This window comes from Alkalimonas delamerensis (assembly GCF_030717955.1).
Lineage (GTDB): Bacteria > Pseudomonadota > Gammaproteobacteria > Enterobacterales > Alteromonadaceae > Alkalimonas > Alkalimonas delamerensis.
This window is the reverse complement of sequence record NZ_JAUZVY010000004.1, coordinates 311,953-330,313: the sequence shown is the minus strand read 5'-3', so window position 1 is coordinate 330,313 and position 18,361 is coordinate 311,953. Positions and strand designations below refer to the sequence as shown.

The 18,361-nt window shown below is 53.5% G+C and carries 18 protein-coding genes; 14 read left to right on the top strand and 4 right to left on the bottom strand.

Annotated elements, in window-relative coordinates; genetic code table 11:
* Positions 1–7 precede the first annotated feature (7 nt).
* Both Q3O59_RS11690 and Q3O59_RS11685 read left to right on the top strand, forming a co-directional pair.
* Positions 8–1,339 (top strand): DEAD/DEAH box helicase, encoded by a 1,332-nt coding sequence (locus Q3O59_RS11690; RefSeq protein WP_305945743.1) that lies wholly within the window; start codon positions 8–10, stop codon positions 1,337–1,339.
* A 240-nt stretch (positions 1,340–1,579) separates the two neighbouring features.
* The gene (locus tag Q3O59_RS11685) at positions 1,580–1,792 is read left to right on the top strand and encodes a cold-shock protein (RefSeq protein ID WP_228590293.1); all 213 of its coding nucleotides are present in this window, start codon (positions 1,580–1,582) and stop codon (positions 1,790–1,792) included.
* Positions 1,793–1,853: 61 nt separating this feature from the next.
* Here Q3O59_RS11685 and dinB read toward each other — a convergent pair whose 3' ends face one another.
* The gene (gene dinB / locus Q3O59_RS11680) at positions 1,854–2,906 is read right to left on the bottom strand and encodes a DNA polymerase IV (protein ID WP_305945742.1); all 1,053 of its coding nucleotides are present in this window, start codon (positions 2,904–2,906) and stop codon (positions 1,854–1,856) included.
* 281 nt (positions 2,907–3,187) lie between these two features.
* Between dinB and glyA the strand changes: the two genes are divergently transcribed.
* The 10 genes from glyA to Q3O59_RS11630 all read left to right on the top strand — a co-directional run bounded on the left by glyA (position 3,188) and on the right by Q3O59_RS11630 (position 13,384).
* On the top strand, positions 3,188–4,441 hold the full coding sequence (glyA, locus tag Q3O59_RS11675; protein ID WP_305945741.1) for a serine hydroxymethyltransferase: 1,254 nt from the start codon (positions 3,188–3,190) through the stop codon (positions 4,439–4,441).
* A gap of 75 nt (positions 4,442–4,516) precedes the next feature.
* A complete protein-coding gene (gene nrdR / locus Q3O59_RS11670) occupies positions 4,517–4,972 on the top strand; it encodes a transcriptional regulator NrdR (RefSeq protein WP_228590287.1) in 456 nt (151 codons plus the stop codon).
* Positions 4,969–6,084: a bifunctional diaminohydroxyphosphoribosylaminopyrimidine deaminase/5-amino-6-(5-phosphoribosylamino)uracil reductase RibD gene (ribD, locus tag Q3O59_RS11665; RefSeq protein ID WP_305945740.1), complete on the top strand. Its 1,116-nt coding sequence runs from the start codon at positions 4,969–4,971 to the stop codon at positions 6,082–6,084. The genes nrdR and ribD overlap by 4 nt, the downstream gene beginning before the upstream one ends.
* A gap of 7 nt (positions 6,085–6,091) precedes the next feature.
* Positions 6,092–6,736, top strand: coding sequence for a riboflavin synthase (locus Q3O59_RS11660; protein ID WP_305945739.1), 645 nt, complete (start codon positions 6,092–6,094; stop codon positions 6,734–6,736).
* A 44-nt stretch (positions 6,737–6,780) separates the two neighbouring features.
* Positions 6,781–7,890 (top strand): bifunctional 3,4-dihydroxy-2-butanone-4-phosphate synthase/GTP cyclohydrolase II, encoded by a 1,110-nt coding sequence (gene ribBA, locus Q3O59_RS11655; RefSeq protein ID WP_228590281.1) that lies wholly within the window; start codon positions 6,781–6,783, stop codon positions 7,888–7,890.
* 86 nt (positions 7,891–7,976) lie between these two features.
* Entirely contained in the window at positions 7,977–8,441 is a 465-nt protein-coding gene (gene ribH / locus Q3O59_RS11650) for a 6,7-dimethyl-8-ribityllumazine synthase (protein WP_305945738.1), read from the top strand.
* A gap of 10 nt (positions 8,442–8,451) precedes the next feature.
* The gene (gene nusB / locus Q3O59_RS11645) at positions 8,452–8,865 is read left to right on the top strand and encodes a transcription antitermination factor NusB (RefSeq protein WP_305945737.1); all 414 of its coding nucleotides are present in this window, start codon (positions 8,452–8,454) and stop codon (positions 8,863–8,865) included.
* A gap of 35 nt (positions 8,866–8,900) precedes the next feature.
* Positions 8,901–9,866 (top strand): thiamine-phosphate kinase, encoded by a 966-nt coding sequence (thiL, locus tag Q3O59_RS11640; RefSeq protein WP_305945736.1) that lies wholly within the window; start codon positions 8,901–8,903, stop codon positions 9,864–9,866.
* Entirely contained in the window at positions 9,863–10,333 is a 471-nt protein-coding gene (locus tag Q3O59_RS11635) for a phosphatidylglycerophosphatase A family protein (RefSeq protein WP_305945735.1), read from the top strand. The genes thiL and Q3O59_RS11635 overlap by 4 nt, the downstream gene beginning before the upstream one ends.
* Before the next feature lie 12 nt (positions 10,334–10,345).
* Complete coding sequence (locus tag Q3O59_RS11630; protein WP_305945734.1) at positions 10,346–13,384, top strand: ligand-binding sensor domain-containing protein; 3,039 nt, start codon at positions 10,346–10,348, stop codon at positions 13,382–13,384.
* Positions 13,385–13,417: 33 nt separating this feature from the next.
* Here Q3O59_RS11630 and dxs read toward each other — a convergent pair whose 3' ends face one another.
* Genes dxs through xseB form a run of 3 tightly spaced genes read right to left on the bottom strand, consistent with a single transcriptional unit; the run spans position 13,418 to position 16,449 of the window.
* Positions 13,418–15,298, bottom strand: coding sequence for a 1-deoxy-D-xylulose-5-phosphate synthase (dxs, locus tag Q3O59_RS11625; RefSeq protein ID WP_305945733.1), 1,881 nt, complete (start codon positions 15,296–15,298; stop codon positions 13,418–13,420).
* A gap of 15 nt (positions 15,299–15,313) precedes the next feature.
* Entirely contained in the window at positions 15,314–16,204 is an 891-nt protein-coding gene (gene ispA / locus Q3O59_RS11620; RefSeq protein WP_305945732.1) for a (2E,6E)-farnesyl diphosphate synthase, read from the bottom strand.
* Complete coding sequence (gene xseB / locus Q3O59_RS11615) at positions 16,201–16,449, bottom strand: exodeoxyribonuclease VII small subunit (protein WP_305945731.1); 249 nt, start codon at positions 16,447–16,449, stop codon at positions 16,201–16,203. The genes ispA and xseB overlap by 4 nt, the downstream gene beginning before the upstream one ends.
* A 185-nt stretch (positions 16,450–16,634) precedes the next feature.
* On the opposite strand from xseB, the gene pomA reads away from it, so the two are divergent.
* Positions 16,635–17,405 (top strand): flagellar motor protein PomA, encoded by a 771-nt coding sequence (gene pomA, locus Q3O59_RS11610; RefSeq protein WP_228592459.1) that lies wholly within the window; start codon positions 16,635–16,637, stop codon positions 17,403–17,405.
* Between the two features lie 5 nt (positions 17,406–17,410).
* On the top strand, positions 17,411–18,340 hold the full coding sequence (locus Q3O59_RS11605) for a flagellar motor protein MotB (protein WP_305945730.1): 930 nt from the start codon (positions 17,411–17,413) through the stop codon (positions 18,338–18,340).
* Positions 18,341–18,361 lie beyond the last annotated feature (21 nt).

Genomic DNA, 18,361 nt, shown 5'->3' with positions numbered 1-18,361 from the left:
GTAATCAATGACGCCTTTTGCCGAACTGGCGCTGGATCCGCGCTTGTTGCGCTCGATGCAGCACCTTGGATTTACCAAGCCTACTGAAGTCCAGCAAGAGGCTATTCCGGCCGTTTTAACGGGCAAAGATCTGCTGGTGTCATCCCGCACTGGCTCCGGCAAAACACTGGCTTACCTGTTGCCCATGATGCAGCGCTTGCTTCGCAGCAAGCCGATGTCTCGTCAGGATGCGCGTGCTTTGATACTGGCGCCTACTCGTGAGCTGGCCAGACAAGTTTACAGCCAGCTGCGCTTGCTGGTGGCCAATACGCCAATTCAGGCCGTCCTCATTCTGGGAGGCGAAAATTTCAATGATCAGGAAAAACTGCTGAAACGCCAGCCGCAGATTATTGTCGCTACACCGGGGCGTTTTTGCGATCACCTCAGTCACCGCTCGGTGTTTTTGCAGGGACTTGAGATGTTGATCCTGGACGAAGCCGATCGCATGCTGGACCTGGGGTTTGCGAAAGAGCTGATGGCTATTCACAAAGCGGCATCGCATCGCTTGCGTCAGACCTTGTTGTTTTCTGCCACCCTGGATCACATTGACGTCAATGAGCTGGCCTTGGCCTTGTTGCGCAAGCCGCACCGGATCACCACCGACGATGCGCATCAGCAGCATGCCGATATCGCACAGCACTTTTATCTGTGCGATAACCTGAGCCACAAAGAAGCCATCCTGGCGCATTTACTGAAAGATGCTGAAACTTTAAAGCAAGTCATTGTGTTTACCGCCACCCGTGCTGATACCGAACGTTTGCCCGCCTGGTTTGAAGGGCTGGGCTTTAAGGCCATCGGCCTGAGCGGCAAATTAACCCAAACCCGACGCAATGCGGTGATGCAGGACTTTGCCAGTGGCAAAGCCCAGGTGTTGATCACCACCGATGTGGCATCCCGGGGGCTGGATTTACTGCAGGTATCCCATGTAGTGAACTTTGATTTGCCTAAGTTTGCCGAAGAATACGTGCACCGGGTTGGGCGGACTGGCCGTGCTGGCATGCAAGGCCAAGCCATTTCTTTGGTCGGACCCAAAGACTGGGGCAGTTTGCAGCAGTTGGAAGCTTTTTTTCGTCAGCCGGTTCAATTTGCTGTCATTGATAGCCTGCCTGCCCGTTTTGATGGCAGTTCCGCTTCAGTGACTGCAACTGGTAAAGCCAAAACCGATGCCGGCAAAGCAGTGAAGCGTCGGCCGGCAACGAAAGGGCCTGCTTCAGCCAAAGCGACACCCAAAGCAACCCGCCCTCTGTTTGAGCGGGGGGATGATGGCGACATTCCAGTGCCGCGCAAGAAAAAATCATAAAGCCGTCACAACTTTTTGCAGGTTCGGTGCTACACTGGTTCTATGGCAACTGCTGCAGTGGGTTGCCATCGCCTTGCCGGGTTGTGTCGGTAGGGTGCAAAACATCAGCGACCACCTGTTGCGTTGTCGGGTGGGTCTTGCGATTGAGTGAAGCCTTGGCTTCATCGGCCAGGACAGTCTGATGACAAGACCACCTTGACCAGCGTGCTGGTCAGTTGAATGCAAATGTAAGAGAGTGCTATGTCAGATTTAATTACCGGTACCGTCAAATGGTTTAACGAAGACAAAGGCTTCGGCTTCATTGAACGTGAAGGCGGCAAAGATGTTTTTGTTCACTTTCGAGCCATCAACGGCACCGGTCGTCGTACCCTGGTGGAAGGCCAGCAAGTCACCTTTCAGGTGGTTGATGGTCAAAAAGGTCCTCAAGCCGACAACGTCACTGTCGTTGCTTGATGCACCAGACTCAGCATTAAAAACCAGCGCTTGTCGCTGGTTTTTTGTTGATCAACAGCTCCTAAAGCCCCAGTTCCAGTTGCTTTGTTTCAGCCTGAGCCAAGCCCGCCTGCAACCCCATCAGACGGACCCCTCGTCCTTGTCCGCGCTGCCAGGCGGTAACCAGTAAAGCGCGAATGGCGGTTGCATCGGTCGCTGGAATTTGTTGCTCAACCGTGGTTTGCTGAAAGTCAGTAAACTTTAGTTTTACCGCCACCTTCTGCACCTGAGCTGTTGCCTGATGGTGCTCCAGTCGTTGTTGCAAGGTGCTGAGCAAGCCAGGAAGCTCTGCCTCGCAGTCTTGCAGGCTCTGTTTGTCGCTGGCAAAGGTCTGTTCCACCCCAACCGATTTGCGGACCCGCTCTGCACAAAGGGGGCGATGGTCGATGCCTTGACACCGCTCCAGCAAGGTCTGGCTAAAAGCGCCAAACTGACGAATCAATCGAGGCAGGGGAACCTTGGCTAGATCTGGACAGTGGTATACGCCCAAATCATGCAGGCGCTCCGCTGTTTTTGGGCCGATGCCGGGGATTTTTTCAACCGCCAATCGGGCGACAAAATCCGTTACCTGATGCGGGCAAATCACAAAAAGACCATCGGGCTTGCGCTCATCGCTGGCGATTTTGGCCAAAAATTTGTTGGGAGCCACGCCGGCTGAGGCTGTTAAGCCGGTTTCCTGCCAAATATGCTGCCGAATGGCTGTGGCAATCCGGGTGGCACTGCCCTGATGCAAAGTGCTACCGGTCACATCCAGATAGGCTTCATCCATCGACAGAGGCTCGATGCGATCACTGTATTGCTGCAAAATGGCCATCACCTGTTGGCTGGCTTCTTTGTAGGCCTGCATGCGCCCTGGTATCAGCTGCAACTGCGGACAGAGCTTTAGCGCTCGTGCTGTTGGCATGGCTGATCGAACGCCAAAGGCACGAGCCGGATAATTGCAGGCTGCAATGACACCACGAGCATCGACAGAGCCTCCCACGGCAATCGGATGCTGGCGTAAGGAGGGTTGATCGCGCATCTCCACGGCTGCAAAAAAACAATCCAAATCAATATGAATGATTTTGCGCTGCATATTTATCGCTTGACTGTTTATATATACAGTATTTTAGTGGTTTGCTGGATAAAAGCAAGATGTGCATCATGCAAGCGGTGCATCGAAGCTGTGCGGATTTATGCACAGAAAAGCCATTGCGGGCTTTTCGGAAGTTTAGATGGCCAAAATCTGGGTGCATCCGAACCTTTTTGCGGGTAGAATAGGCGGCATTTCGGGCTTGGTCTAAGGTTGTACTGAGCCGAAGGTTGCACTAAGTCTAACGTTGCACCATGCCTAACCACAGCGCTGCAGGAGAATCTATGTTAAAGCGTACCATGACGATTGCCGACTACGACCCAGCTTTATCACAGGCAATAGCCGATGAAACCAGCCGTCAGGAAGCTCATATTGAGCTGATTGCCTCTGAGAACTATGCCAGCCCGCGCGTACTGGAGGCTCAGGGCACGCAATTGACCAACAAATACGCCGAAGGCTATCCTCACAAGCGTTACTACGGTGGCTGTGAGCATGTCGATATCGTTGAAGACTTGGCCATTGCCCGTGCCAAAGAGTTGTTTGGTGCCGATTACGCCAATGTGCAACCACACTCCGGCTCTCAAGCCAACTCGGCAGTGTTTTTAGCCCTGCTTGAAGCAGGAGATACTATTCTGGGTATGAGCCTGGCCCACGGCGGTCACTTGACGCATGGTGCCACTGTCAGTGCCTCTGGTAAGCTTTACAAGTCGGTGCAATACGGTTTGCACCCGGAAACCGGCGTCATTGATTACGACCAGGCCGAGCAATTGGCACTGGAACACAAGCCTAAATTGATCATTGCTGGTTTCTCTGCCTATTCTGGCATTGTCGATTGGCAGCGTTTTCGTGCAATTGCTGATAAAGTTGGCGCTTACCTGCTGGTTGATATGGCGCATGTGGCTGGTCTGGTTGCCGCGGGCTTGTATCCAAACCCGGTGCCTGTTGCCGATGTTGTCACCACCACCACCCACAAAACACTGGCTGGTCCTCGTGGCGGTCTGATCCTGGCGCGCAGCAATGAAGCCATCGAGAAAAAACTGAACTCGGCAGTCTTCCCAGGCAGCCAGGGCGGTCCTTTGATGCATGTGATTGCCGCCAAAGCCGTCGCTTTTAAAGAGGCATTGGAGCCCGAGTTTAAAGTGTATCAGCAGCAGGTGGTGGTCAATGCCAAAGCCATGTGCGATCAGATGATCAAGCGCGGCTACACCATCGTCTCCGGTGGTACAGAAAACCATTTATTCCTGGTGGATTTGATCAACAAAGACATCACCGGTAAGGACGCCGATGCGGCCCTGGGACGTGCGCACATCACGGTCAATAAAAACTCAGTGCCAAATGATCCGCGTTCTCCATTTGTAACCAGTGGCTTGCGCATCGGTACACCGGCCATTACCCGCCGGGGTTTTAAAGAGGCTGAAGCACGGCTGGTCGCCGACTTTATCTGTGATATTTTGGACAACATGGGCGATGAGTCGGTGATTGACCGGGTTCGGGCTCAGGTCTCTGAGCTGTGTGCTCGTCTACCCGTCTATGCCTAAGGTCTGATTTTCATGCTAAAATGGCCGCAATAGCGGCCATTTTGCCATGGACAGGTCTAAAGAGGATTGACGCCGATGTTCTGCCCCTTTTGCGGTAAAGATGACACCAAAGTGATTGATTCTCGCCTGGTAGCCGATGGCCATCAGGTGCGGCGCCGGCGTGAGTGCGGCGCCTGTCATGAACGTTTTACTACCTTTGAATCTGCTGAGCTTGTGATGCCGCGCATTGTCAAACGCGATGGTTCCCGAGAGCCGTTTAACGAAGATAAGCTTCGCAGTGGCTTGTTGCGCTCGTTGGAAAAGCGTCCGGTGGCAACCGAACAAACCGAGCAGCTGATCAACAAGGTGAAGTCTCAGCTGCGGGCAACCGGGGAGCGGGAAGTGAGCAGCCAGTTGCTGGGGAATCTGATTATGGATGAGCTGGTCAAGCTGGATAAAGTGGCCTATGTCCGCTTTGCGTCTGTTTATCGCTCTTTTAAAGATATTCGTGAATTTGGTGAGGCCATCGCACGCTTGGGAGATGAGCAGTGAGCTTTTCGGCACAAGACAACCGCTTTATGGCCCGGGCAATTGAGCTGGCAGCACTGGGACGCTACACCACCTCGCCCAACCCCAATGTCGGGGCTGTGCTGGTGCAGCAGGGCCAGATTGTCGGAGAAGGGTACCATCATCAGGCAGGAGGCCCTCACGCCGAAGTGGTGGCGCTGCGGCAGGCTGGCGACCAGGCCCGTGGTGCTGATTGCTATGTGACGCTGGAACCATGCAGTCATGTCGGGCGAACCCCGCCTTGTGCAGAAGCCTTGGTTCAGGCCGGCGTGCGGCGGGTGATCATCGCGATGCAGGATCCCAACCCCCAGGTCGCTGGACGGGGTGTGGCCATTTTAACCGCTGCAGGCATTGTGGTGGAGCTGGGCTTGATGGCGGACTGTGCCAGGGCGCTGAACCCAGGTTTTTTAAGCCGGATGGAACGGCAGCGTCCTTTTGTTCGTTTGAAACTGGCGGCCAGCCTGGATGGCAAAACGGCACTTCGAAATGGCGCCAGTCAATGGATTACCTCCGAAGCAGCCCGGGCCGATGTGCAGCTGCAACGTGCTCAATGCTGTGCTGTGCTCTCTACGGCAGCCACGGTGTTGGCAGATGGCGCTCGTCTTGGCGTTCGCCCGGAACAAGCCTGTCAGCCCATCACAAAGCTGCATGATGGCAAGGTGCGTCAACCGGTGCGGGTGGTGCTGGACCGCCAGCAGCGATTGACCGGGCAGGAGCCGTTGTTCGCTCAAAGCGGCCCTATCGTTCTAGTCTATCCGCAAAGCAGCAGTCACCAGCCTCCGGCGGGTGCCACGGCGCTGCGGCTGCCATGCACGGCTGCTGGTTTTGAGCTGCCAGCTTTGATGGCTGCACTGGCCGAACAGCAATTGAATCTGCTCTGGGTAGAAGCCGGTGCCGGCTTGGCAGGAAGCCTGCTGCAAGCGGGGTTGGTCGATGAGCTATGGCTGTATCAGGCTGCCAGAATTTTAGGCGATCAGGCCCGGAGCCTGGTCAGCATGCCAGAGTTAACCAGTCTGCAGCAAGCCATTGAGCTGCGCTGGCAGGATGTTCGCTTGCTGGGGACTGATCTCAGGCTGATTGCCGGATTGGAAAACTGAGGATCCAATGTTTACTGGAATTATTGAAGCGGTAGGGACCATTCGCTCTGCAAGCCGGCAGGGGCAGGGCATGCAACTGTGGATTGCCAGCGAGCAGTTGGACTTTTCCGACGTGAAGCTGGGCGACAGCATCGCCAGCAATGGGGTTTGCTTGACGGTAACGGCGCTGCAAGCTGGTGCGTTTCGGGCCGATGTATCGGCAGAAACCATGAGTCGCACTCTCTTTGGCAAGTACCGGCCAGGCCAGAGGGTCAATCTGGAAAAAGCACTGCTGGCCAGCAGTCGTCTCGGTGGCCATTTGGTCGCCGGCCATGTTGATGGCATTGCCTCGTTACAAAGCATCGAGAAAAAAGCCGATAGCTGGGAGCTTTGGGTTGCCATGCCAGCGGAGCTCAGCCGTTACATTGCAACAAAAGGCTCCGTCACGGTCGATGGCATCAGTCTGACCGTTAATGAAATCAAGCAGCATGCATTTCGGCTTACCATAGTACCGCACACTGCTTTGGTAACCACGCTTCAGCAGCTAAGGCCGGGGGCATTCATGCACCTTGAAGTCGATTTGGTGGCACGTTATCTGGAGCGGTTGCTGCAACAGGATGCGCCGGTAAGTGCTGTCAGTTCCGAATTACTGCGAACCCGTGGTTTTATCTGAGCGGGCGCGTTTCTTTTTATCAAGAGTCATCACAGAAGGTTTCTATGCAATTAAACAGTACCGCTGAAATTATTGAAGACATCCGTCAGGGGCGGATGGTAATCCTGATGGATGATGAAGATCGGGAAAATGAGGGAGATCTGGTGATGGCGGCAGAGTACGTCACGCCAGAGGCCATCAACTTTATGGCGACTCATGGTCGTGGCCTGATCTGCCTGACGCTGACCGAGCAACGCTGCAAACAATTGAACTTGCCGCTGATGGTCGACAGCAATAAATCCCAGTTTAGTACCGCCTTTACCGTTTCCATCGAAGCGGCTGAGGGCGTGACAACAGGCATTTCCGCCGCCGACAGGGCCCGGACTGTCAAAGCCGCGGTTGCGCGTGATGCCAAAGCCAGCGACATTGTGCAACCTGGTCATATTTTTCCGTTAAAAGCACAAAATGGCGGGGTCTTGATTCGGGCCGGTCATACCGAAGCGGGCTGCGATCTAACCCGTTTGGCTGGCCTGGAGCCTGCTGCGGTGATTGTTGAGATTTTAAATGACGATGGCACCATGGCCAGACGGCCGGACTTGGAAAAATTTGCCCAGAAACACAACATCAAAGTGGGCACCATTGCCGATCTGATTGAATACCGCAATTTGCATGAAACCACCATTGAGCAGGTCGCTCGGTGTCAGCTGAGCACCGATGTCGGTGATTTTGAGCTGGTGACCTTTCGCGATACCATCGACAACCAAATTCACTTTGCTCTGGTGAAAGGCGAAATCCGGGCGGAAGAACCATGCCTGGTTCGGGTGCATCTGCACAACACCTTCAGCGACTTGTTGTTGGCGGATAGAGCCGCGAATCGCAGTTTTCCGCTGCATCAGGCCATGCAGCGCATTGCTGACGAAGGCGGTGTTTTGGTGCTGCTTGGCAAGCATGAAAGTCCGGATGCCTTGGTTCGGATGGTGCAAGCGTTTGAAGCCGAAGACAAAGGCGAGCAGCCAAAATCGGCTCCATGGCAGGGGACATCCCGCACCGTTGGGGTGGGCTCACAAATTCTGGCCAGCCTAGGGGTAGGTAAAATGCGTTTGCTGAGCAAGCCGAAAAAATACCATGCTTTATCGGGCTTTGGACTGGAAGTGGTCGATTACGTCAGTGAGTAAAGCACGGTATTGTGCTTCGGCTTTGCTGTAGTTGTGGTATTATACGCGGCAATTTTGATGATTTTAGCATGAATTGGAGCTGCAAAATGCAGGTAATTGAAGCAGGCATGACTGCCCCGAATAAAAAGTTTGCGCTGGTAGTCGCACGCTTTAACAGCTTTCTTGTAGAAAGTTTGCTGCAAGGTGCCGTGGACACCCTGAAGCGGATTGGCCAGGTCCGGGATGAAGACATCACCGTGATCCGGGTGCCCGGTGCCTTTGAACTGCCTTTGGCGGTGCAGCGGGTGGCCGCCAGCAAAAAGTACGATGCTGTTATTGCGCTGGGAGCCGTGATTCGTGGTGGCACCCCTCATTTCGAGTATGTTTCCTCCGAGTGCACCAAAGGCATTGGTCAGGTGGCGATGCAGCAAGACTTGCCGGTGGCTTTTGGGGTCTTGACGGTCGATTCAATCGAGCAGGCCATTGAACGTGCTGGTACCAAAGCAGGCAACAAAGGTGGCGAAGCTGCTTTGTCTGCGTTGGAAATGGTCAACTTGCTTGAACAGCTGTGAGGGTGTCTGAATGAAACCCAATGCACGCCGTAAGTCACGCGCGTTAGCGGTGCAGGGCATTTACAGCTGGCAGCTCAGTCAGAATAAGATTCAGGAAATCGAGCAACAGTTGTTGCTGGAGAACAATGTTAAGCAACTGGATGTCGCCTACTTTCAGGACTTGTTACGCGGTGTTGTCAGCTACCAGCAAAACCTGGACGAGCTGTTGACCCCCTATCTGGATCGCCCTTTCGATGGGATTGACCAGGTCGAAAAAGCCATTTTGCGGGTCTCGGCTTATGAAATGAAGTACCGGGTTGATGTGCCTTACAAGGTGGTGATCAACGAAGCCATTGAGCTGGCTAAATCCTTTGCTGCTGACGATAGCCATAAATTTGTCAATGGCATCCTGGACAAAGCGGCTCGTACTCTACGACCAAACTAAAGGACAGCCGGCTCAAGCAGCCGGCTTTTTCTGTAATGGGTGAATTCGAAGTTATTCAGCGCTATTTTGCCAACTCCGGCAGAGCCCGTCCCGATACCTTGTTGGGCGTTGGTGATGATGGCGCAGTGCTGCAACTGCGCGAAGGTTATGATTTGGTGGTAACCACCGACACCATGGTCGCCGGTACACACTTTTTCCCGGATGTGGATCCCAGAGCTTTAGGGCATAAGCTGGTGGCGGTGAACATCAGTGATTTGGCCGCGATGGGGGCAGAGCCTGCCTGGTTGTCGCTGGCCATGACCTTGCCGAAGGTTGAGGATGCCTGGTTGCAGGCGTTTGCCGCTGCCCTGAGTGAAACCGCGGATTATTACGATTGTCAGCTGGTTGGGGGGGATACCACCCGCGGCCCTATGACTTTCACCGTGGTGGCGAAAGGTCAGGTCCCTCATGGCAAGATGCTGACTCGTCGTACCGCAGCAGTTGGCGACTACATCTACGTCACCGGCACTTTAGGCGATGCCGGGCTCGGATTACGGCTTTGTCAGGGCCAGGTGGAAGTGAGCAAAAAGCACCGGGCGCATATTTTGCAGCGCTTTCACTACCCAACTGCCCGGCTGGCGATAGGCCAGGCTTTGCGGACCGTCGCCAACAGTGCGATGGACTTGTCCGATGGACTCTATTCCGATATTCAGCATTTAATGCATCGCTCTGGCGTTGGCGCCAGCCTGGATGTGGAGCGTCTGCCCCTTTCTCAAGCTCTAAAAGACAGCTGCGATCGCAACACTGCCTTATCGCTGGCACTATCGGGTGGCGAGGATTATGAGCTGCTGTTCACCGTGCCTGAAAACAAAAAGAGCATGTTGGACGTGCTGCTATCGCCCTATGGGGTGCCAGTGACCTGCATTGGCCGTATTACGGGTGCGGCAGGTAAGTTGGAGCTTAAAGCCGGTCAAGAGCCTTTTGCTTATGAGCACCGTGGCTTTGAGCATTTTGAGTCATGAACGGCACCTTTAATCTACGAAAATGGCAGCACTTGCTGGCGTTGGGCTTTGGTTCTGGTCTGGCGCCCAAAGCACCAGGTACCTTTGGTACCCTGGCTGCTGTCCCTTTGGTGGCCTTATTGTTGCTGTTGCCTGTTGGCTGGTACCTGCTGATTGTGCTGCTGGCCTGGGGTTTGGGTATTTATGTCTGCGAAGTGGCGTCACGTGATGCCGGCGTGCATGATCACGGTGCCATTGTCTGGGATGAAATGGTCGGACTGGCGGTCACTATGCTGTTGGTTCCCTTAACCCCACTTAATCTGTTGCTGGGCTTTGTGTTGTTTCGCTTCTTTGATATTGTAAAACCATGGCCCATTCGCTGGCTGGATAAGCAGGTCGGCGGCGGCCATGGCATAATGCTCGATGATATCGTTGCCGGTCTCATGGCCTGTGCGGTATTGCACGTTTTAATTTGGTGGTTGTATTAAGGGAGTGTAATCATGCTGAAGTGGTGCTGGCTTGTTGTCTTGTTCAGTGCATCGCTTCAGGCGATGGAGCCCTCGTTGCATGATTACGACATTCGTCATTGGGACACTGCCAACGGCCTGGCATCGAACTCTGTTCGGGCTCTGACACAGGATCAGCAAGGCTATATCTGGGCGGGCACCTTGTATGGCCTGAGTCGCTTCGATGGTTACCGCTTCGATAATTTTACCCATCAACAACACCGGCAGTTGGCCAGCAATGCGATTACTCAGTTATTGACGGATAGTGAGGGCATGCTTTGGGTTGGAACCAAAGCAGGGTTAAGTCGGCTCGATCCGGTGCAGCTGAGCTTTGAGCGTTTCAATATTCTCAGCGAGGTGACGGCTATCGCTGAGGTCCAGCCTGGTGAGCTGTGGGTGGCTGCCGAGCAGTTGTTTCGTATCAAAGCCGGCCAGGTTAGTCGGGTGCCAGCGGTGCGCCAGCCGGTACGTCAGTTGCGAAGTCAGGGCCATCTGGTCTGGTTAACGACCAGTGAGCAGCTGATTCGCTACGATCTGCGTCAGGACGAGCTGCAGTTTTTTTCGTTGCCAACTGAGCTGCAACAAAACCCCATCTACGACATCGCTTTGCTGGAGCAGCAGGTATTACTGGCCACAGACCAGGGCATTTACCGGCTGAACCAGCAGGGTGAAGTGGTGCGTTGTCCAGATTTACCGCAAGATTACACCGCCATTTACCGTATTTTCAGGGACAGCCAGGGTTCGGACTGGATTTCCAGCTACAGCCGCTTGCATCAACGGCATCAGGGACTGGTCTGGCAACAGATCGGGGCTGCAGAATTAGGCACGGCCCCCTGGTTTTATGACATCTTTGAAGACAAAGATCAGAATATCTGGCTTGCAAGCTTCAGCAATGGCATTTTTCGGGCTTCTGCTGGGCACGTACGGCGAATGGTGGGACAGGGGCAGCAGGATCCGGTAGTTCGCTCGATTGCGGTGAGCCCGGAGCAACGCTTGGTTGTCGCCACCCAAAGCAGTTTGGGGTATCTCGACAGTCAGGGGCAGTTTGATACTTTGCTGGACTCGACTAAAATGGGTACCCAAACCATCCATGATCTGCACTTTGCTCAGGATGCCTGGTGGTTAGCAATGGACGGTGGTCTGTATCAGTTTACGCCAGAGACGGGCGACTTTAATCAGCTCGCTTCAGAGCTCAATGGCAGTACGGTTCGCTTTATTCAGCCACGTAAGGCCGGAGGACATTGGATTGGTGGCTCTGCCGGCCTGCATTACTTGGCAGAACAGGGGTTGCAGCCCTTTGCTTTTAACCGTGAACTGGAATCCCGTCATGTCACCACCTTGCAGGATCGTGATTGGTACCAAGTGATAGGCACTACCCGGGGTCTCTATCAATTGCAACAGAACCGCTTGCAGCGTTTGGGCATTGCCACTCCTTTGTACAACAGCTACATTCTGGCACTGCAGGTGTTGCCGGATGAAACCTTATTGGTCAGCACTCTGGACGATGGCCTCTTTATTCGTTACCCGGACTCACAATGGCGTCAGTTTGATAACAGCAATGGCTTACCTTATGGTCCAGTGGTGGCCATGCTGATGGATGGCGCGGAGCAACAACTGTGGTTCAGTACCTTAAAAGGTGTTTTCCGGCTGTCGTTGGAAGCCTTGGTGCAATTTCGTCATGAGCCTTTTCAAGCGGAGCAGTTGCTGACGCCTTATCAGCGTCAGCTGGGCACCACCCCTGGACGTTGCTGCAATGGTGCGGGACACGCCAAAATTGCACTCTGGCAAGACCAGCTCTGGTTTCCAAGCTTGCAAGGTGTGGTGGCTATAGATCGTTACTTTCAGCGTCGGTCTAACCCGGACTTTCGTCCTGTACTGCAACAAATAACCGGCCAGCGCAGTTACTTGCTGGAGGGCAAACAGCGGGTGGTGCTGTCGCTGGATGATCGGAGTCTGAGCATTCACTATACCGCATTGGATTTTTTTAATGCCCCTTCACTGAACTTTCGTTATCGCTTGCATGGCTTTGATCAGCATTGGCAACAGGTTGGTAGTCGACGTGAGGCCATTTACACCAATTTACTGCCCGGTCAGTATCGCTTTGAGGTGCAGGTGCGGCAGCAGGACCAATCCTGGGCCGAAGCGCTGAGCAGTGAGGTTGAGTTGGTGGTACCGCGGCGCTTTGATGAAACCTGGATCTATCAGGTACTCTGGTTTGCTTTGGTCAGTTTAATATTGGGTGGTGTTTTCTGGTTGATTCGACGTAACAATGTGCAGCAACGGTTAGAGCTGGCGCGCTTGGTCCGGCAGCGAACTCAAGAGTTGGAAAACAGCAACAATCAATTGAATGCCCTGAATGCCAGGTTGGGACAATTGGTGTACAAGGATACCTTGACCGGCTTGCATAATCGTCGTTTCCTGTTCGAGCAACTGCCAAAAGACATCGAGCACTACCAGCGTAACCGGCAGAGTTTGCAACAGCAAGGCAAGTGCGTTGCTTTAATCCATTTGGATCTGGACGGGTTTAAATCGATCAATGATCTCTATGGTCAAAGTGCTGGTGATAGTTTGCTGCAACAAATCAGTGCGTTGCTGCTGCGTGAAAGCCGTGGCTCGGATTATGTGGTACGCTATGCCGGTGAAGAGTTTTTACTGGTCTTGCGTGATATTCATACGGATGTGTTGTGGGACTTTGCACTGAAGCTGCATGCGCAGATCGGTGAAACCCAATACAGCTTGCCGGATGGACAATCCATTCATTTGAGTTGCTCTATTGGCTATTCCGTTTTTCCATTGCAATTAATTGGCGGACAGTTAATGAACTGGGAGTTGTCCCTGCAATTGGCTGAAATGGCTTTGTATCGGGTCAAGCATGAAGGAAAAGACGGTGTGGCAACCCTGATATTTGACGAGCAGGTCGATGCTTTTGAGTTTGAAGAGTCGGTCCATATTGAGGCTCAAATCGAGCAGTTGCTGTCCGAAGGCCTGGCGCATTTCAGCATCCAGCGTAGCGAGAGCAGTCAGGGCAGTTGATCCCTGACTGCGGTTGTTCAAGCTTGAAGTTACTTAGGCATACGCTGGGTCGTTCGACAAGCGCTGTTGGATCTGCCGCAAAATTCCGGCTTCGTCCAAGCCTAACTCCTGATAAATTTCTTGCTGGCTGCCGTGCTTTATAAACTGGTCCGGTAAACCCAGCGTCAATAAGCCACACCGTTGTTGCCGGGCCAGCAGCACTTCAGCGACGGCTGAACCCGCTCCCCCCTGAACGGCTCCATCTTCCACGGTGACCAGCAACTCGTGGCTGGCTGCAAGCTCCAGCAGCAAGGTTTCATCCAATGGCTTGATAAAGCGCATATTGACCAGGCTGGCATCCAGCGTCTCTGCCACGCCTTTGCAGGCCTGCAGCAAAGGACCAAAGGCCAGAATCGCGATCTTGTTGCCCTGGCGCAGTGGCTGCCCTTTGCCCAGAGGCAACAGTTGCATGTCTGTGGCCGGCTCAATGCCTGAACCCTGACCGCGCGGGTAACGAACCGCTGCGGGGCCGGGGTGCTGATAGCCGGTGTAGAGCATCTGCCGGCATTCGGCTTCATCGGCTGGTGCCATCAGGACCATATTGGGAATGCAGCGCAAAAAGCTGATGTCAAAAGCACCTTGATGCGTTGGGCCATCCTGGCCGACCACACCAGCCCGATCAATGGCAAAGAGCACATCCAGGTTTTGCAAGGCAACATCGTGGATCAATTGATCGTAAGCGCGTTGCAAGAAGGTCGAGTAGATGGCGACCACAGGTTTTAGGCCTTCAATGGCCAAGCCGGCCGCTAAGGTGACTGCATGTTGCTCAGCGATGGCAACATCGTAATAGCGTTTTGGAAAGCGTTTGGAAAATGCAACCAGATCAGAGCCTTCACGCATGGCTGGGGTAATGGCGTGCAAGCGCTCATCCTGTTCGGCCATATCACAAGCCCAACGGCCAAAAATATTGGAAAAGCTTGGCTTGCCAGCGGCTTTCGCCGGCAGGCTGCTGCTGTTAGGATCAAACTTGGAGACCGCATGATAACCGATAGGATCCTGCTCTGCCGGATGGTAGCCTTTGCCTTTTTTGGTGACCACGTGCAGCAGCTGAGGCCCTTTCATACCGCGCATATTGCGAATGGTATCGGTCAGACTGAGCACATCGTGGCCGTCAATAGGACCGATGTAATTGAAGCCGAGTTCTTCAAAAAAAGTGCCCGGAGTCACCATGCCCTTAAAGTGTTCTTCTGCCCGACTGGCCAGTTCGTGTAAGGGCGGAACGCCACTAAGTATTTTTTTACCGCCCTCCCGCAGGTTGGTGTAAAAATTACCGGATAAAATTCGGGCGAAGTATTTGTTTAAAGCACCGACATTCTCGGAAATGGACATGTCGTTGTCGTTTAGAATCACCAGCATGTCAGGCTTGGTTTCACCGGCATGATTTAAAGCTTCAAAGGCCATGCCTGCAGTAATGGCACCATCGCCAATGACTGCAACCACCCGGCGTCCGCTGTGCTCAGCCTGAGCAGCCAAAGCCATGCCCAGAGCTGCGCTGATGGAGGTACTGGAGTGCCCGACACTCAGGGTGTCGTACTCACTTTCTTCACGGAAAGGAAAAGGGTGCAAGCCGTCTTTTTGCCGGATGCTGTTCATGCGGTCGCGCCTTCCGGTCAGGATTTTATGCGGATAGGCCTGATGGCCGACATCCCACACCAGTCGATCAAAGGGAGTGTTGTAGACGTAGTGCAGGGCCACGGTTAATTCAACCGTGCCAAGACCGGAGGCAAAATGGCCACTGCTTTGACTGACACTGTTCAGTAAAAAGTCCCGCAGCTCATGACACAGTTTGGGCAAGTGTTCCTGCGGGATCTGCCGCAGCTCGTGCGGTAGGTTGGCCTGAGCCAGCAAAGGGTAGTTGTCTATCTCAACGGTCATGCATCTGCCTTTGTTTTAATGCTTGCGCACAATTAAAAAGTGCGCCAGCGCTTGTAATTCATGGGTTGGATATGGGAGTTGCTGAAGCGCGCCCAGTGCATCCTGATACAGCTGCTGTGCTTTTTGCTTGGCTCCTTCAAGCCCCAACAAGGCCGGGTAGGTTGCTTTATTGGCTTGGTGATCGGAGCCTTGGGGTTTGCCCAGTGTCTGGGTATCGCTTTCTATATCCAATATGTCATCCTGAACCTGAAATGCCAGGCCCAAAGAGCTGGCATAGCGACGCAGGGCGCTCAAATGTTCTGCTGGTTTTTCGCCGGGACTGGCGAGCCAGGCCAGCTCAATAGCACACTCAATTAAGGCCCCGGTTTTAAGGCGGTGCATCTGCTCGAGCGTCTCTGCCGTATAGTCGTGATTGGTGTGCGCCAGATCAATGGCTTGCCCGGCGCACATGCCGCCAACACCACTGGCCTCAGCCAGCCTTTGCACCATCGACAACACTTGCTGCGGTGAGACCTGCTGATAGCTGTGTTGGCTGATGATAGCAAAGCTTAAGCTTTGAATGGCGTCGCCTGCCAAAATAGCGGTCGCCTCATCAAAGGCGATGTGGCAAGTTGGCTTGCCACGACGCAGTGCATCGTTGTCCATGGCTGGCAGGTCGTCGTGAATCAGCGAGTAGCAATGAATGGCTTCCAGTGCGGCGGCTGGTGCGTCCAAATCCTGCACAGAGGCGCCCAGCATCAAGCCACAGCGGTAAAGCAGCGAAGGACGAATGCGCTTACCACCCAACAAAACACTGTAATGCATGGCTTGATGCAAAGAGGCGGCGGCCTTGCTTTGTTGACCCAAAGTCTGTTCCAGGAACTGCTCAACCCGGTTTTGATCCTGCGTTAGAAATGCTGGTTTCACGCCGGTTCATCGTCCTGATTGGCAAAAGGGACCAGCTGGTCACTGCCGTCTTGCAACAGTTGGCTGACACGCTGCTCCGCTTGTTGCAGTTGCTGTTGGCTCTGGCGTGATAGCTGGATGCCACGTTCAAACTGCTTCAAAGACTCATCAAGCGACAAATCGCCTTGCTCCAGTTGCTGGACAATCTGTTCCAGCTCGGACAGCTGTTGTTCAAACTGACTCAGATCGCTTTTTTTCTTCGACATGCTTTCCTCGTACCAGGCCAGGCCTTTGCCACTTAAGGTCGCTATTATGGCGAATCAACCACGTCTTTTGAACTGCTTTTACTGCAAAAGTGAATTTAAGCTTTGTTTTACTTTGTCGATAAACAGCTATCGGCTAAGATAAAAGCAAGAATGCTCAATCATTTGTCCAATGCGGGGAGTCAGGTGTGGATTTAGCAACACTCATAGGTCTGGTGGGCGCTATCGGTTTTGTGATCATGGCTATGATTCTGGCCAGCTCTGGTGATCCCATCATGTTTGCTGATGTCGTGTCCATATTGATTGTGGTCGGCGGCTCTCTATTTGTTGTCATTACCAAGTTTCCATTGGGGCAATTTTTCGGCGCAGGCAAGGTCGTGGTCAAAGCCTTTATGTTCAAAATTGAAGAAGCCGAAGAGCTGATTGAGCAAGCGGTGCAATTGGCAGACTCGGCCCGTAAAGGGGGCTTCCTGGCGCTGGAAGAAGCTGAGATCTCGAATCCCTTTATGCAAAAAGGCATCAATATGCTGGTGGATGGCCATGATGGCGATGTGGTTCGGGCCACCCTGATGAAAGACATCAGCCTGACCGAAAAGCGTCATGAACAAGGCATCAGCATTTTTCGTAGCTTAGGCGATGTGGCGCCGGCGATGGGCATGATCGGGACCCTAATTGGCCTGGTGGCGATGCTGTCGAATATGGATGATCCCAAAGCCATTGGGCCGGCGATGGCGGTGGCTTTGCTGACCACCTTGTACGGTGCCTTTATTGCCAATGTCATTGCCATCCCCATTGCCGATAAGCTGGCGCTTCGCAACGATCAGGAGAAATTAAACAACCAATTAATCCTGGATGCAATTTTAGGCATTCAGGATGGTCAAAACCCGAAAGTGATTGAAGGATTGCTGCGTAATTACATTGCGCAAGGAAAACGGGACGTCGCGGTCGAAGAAGGTTAGATGTGATGAGAGATGAGACCGAAGAGTGTAAATGCCCTCCGAAAGGTCTGCCAGCCTACATGGGCACCTTTGCGGATTTGATGGCACTTTTGATGTGTTTCTTTGTCTTGTTGCTGGCCTTTTCAGAGATGGATGTGCTGAAATTTAAACAAATTGCCGGCTCGATGAAGTTTGCTTTTGGTGTGCAAAATAAAATTGAAGTGGAAGACATTCCCAAGGGCACCAGTGTGATTGCGCTGGAGTTTCGTCCTGGACGCCCTGACCCAACGCCGATTGAAACCTTGCAACAACAAACCATGGAAATCACCCAGCAGATGATTGAGTTCCAAGCTGGGGAAGAAGACTCGGCCGGTGGCCGGCAAGAGCAGCAACAGGATCAGACCGGCGGCTTGTCGGTCAGCATGGATGACGAAGTGTCCGAAAGTGAAGCCGAAGCCGCTGCCCAGCAACAAGAAGTCAATGAGCTGGTCAAGCGTATCGCCGATCAGATGGAGCAGCAAATCCTGGATGGTGCCATTGAGCTGGAGTCTCTTGGACAGCAAATCATTATTCGCATCCGGGAAAATGGCTCCTTTCCATCCGGCTCTTCGTTTTTGCAGCCACGCTTTCAACCCATCATTCAGCAAATTGGAGGCTTATTAGCCGACATTCCTGGTGAAATTACCGTAACCGGTCATACCGATGATGCGGTGATCCGCGACGAGTTGCACGACAACAACTGGGACTTATCGGCCAAACGCGCGGTGGCGGTGGCGACCGAGATGCTGAAGGCCCCCGGTTTCGATCCGAACCGGTTGGCGGTGGTCGGCTATGCCGATACCCGACCTCTGGTACCGAACACTACTGAGTTAAACCGGCGTCGCAATCGACGGGTTGAGATTTCTATCATGCAGGGGCAAGCGAAAGAGTCGGATCCAATCAGTCTGGAAAACTGACCCGAGGCGGAAAGTCGTCAC

What these genes read in the sequence shown, in the direction of transcription:
- Q3O59_RS11685 (WP_228590293.1), top strand. Translation starts at nt 1,580, where the DNA reads ATGTCAGATTTAATTACCGGTACCGTCAAATGGTTTAACGAAGACAAA.
- Q3O59_RS11605 (WP_305945730.1), top strand. Translation starts at nt 17,411, where the DNA reads ATGAGAGATGAGACCGAAGAGTGTAAATGCCCTCCGAAAGGTCTGCCA.
- dinB (WP_305945742.1), bottom strand. Translation starts at nt 2,906, where the DNA reads ATGCAGCGCAAAATCATTCATATTGATTTGGATTGTTTTTTTGCAGCC.
- nrdR (WP_228590287.1), top strand. Translation starts at nt 4,517, where the DNA reads ATGTTCTGCCCCTTTTGCGGTAAAGATGACACCAAAGTGATTGATTCT.
- thiL (WP_305945736.1), top strand. Translation starts at nt 8,901, where the DNA reads ATGGGTGAATTCGAAGTTATTCAGCGCTATTTTGCCAACTCCGGCAGA.
- dxs (WP_305945733.1), bottom strand. Translation starts at nt 15,298, where the DNA reads ATGACCGTTGAGATAGACAACTACCCTTTGCTGGCTCAGGCCAACCTA.
- xseB (WP_305945731.1), bottom strand. Translation starts at nt 16,449, where the DNA reads ATGTCGAAGAAAAAAAGCGATCTGAGTCAGTTTGAACAACAGCTGTCC.
- Q3O59_RS11660 (WP_305945739.1), top strand. Translation starts at nt 6,092, where the DNA reads ATGTTTACTGGAATTATTGAAGCGGTAGGGACCATTCGCTCTGCAAGC.
- Q3O59_RS11635 (WP_305945735.1), top strand. Translation starts at nt 9,863, where the DNA reads ATGAACGGCACCTTTAATCTACGAAAATGGCAGCACTTGCTGGCGTTG.
- ribBA (WP_228590281.1), top strand. Translation starts at nt 6,781, where the DNA reads ATGCAATTAAACAGTACCGCTGAAATTATTGAAGACATCCGTCAGGGG.
- Q3O59_RS11690 (WP_305945743.1), top strand. Translation starts at nt 8, where the DNA reads ATGACGCCTTTTGCCGAACTGGCGCTGGATCCGCGCTTGTTGCGCTCG.
- nusB (WP_305945737.1), top strand. Translation starts at nt 8,452, where the DNA reads ATGAAACCCAATGCACGCCGTAAGTCACGCGCGTTAGCGGTGCAGGGC.
- glyA (WP_305945741.1), top strand. Translation starts at nt 3,188, where the DNA reads ATGTTAAAGCGTACCATGACGATTGCCGACTACGACCCAGCTTTATCA.
- Q3O59_RS11630 (WP_305945734.1), top strand. Translation starts at nt 10,346, where the DNA reads ATGCTGAAGTGGTGCTGGCTTGTTGTCTTGTTCAGTGCATCGCTTCAG.
- ribH (WP_305945738.1), top strand. Translation starts at nt 7,977, where the DNA reads ATGCAGGTAATTGAAGCAGGCATGACTGCCCCGAATAAAAAGTTTGCG.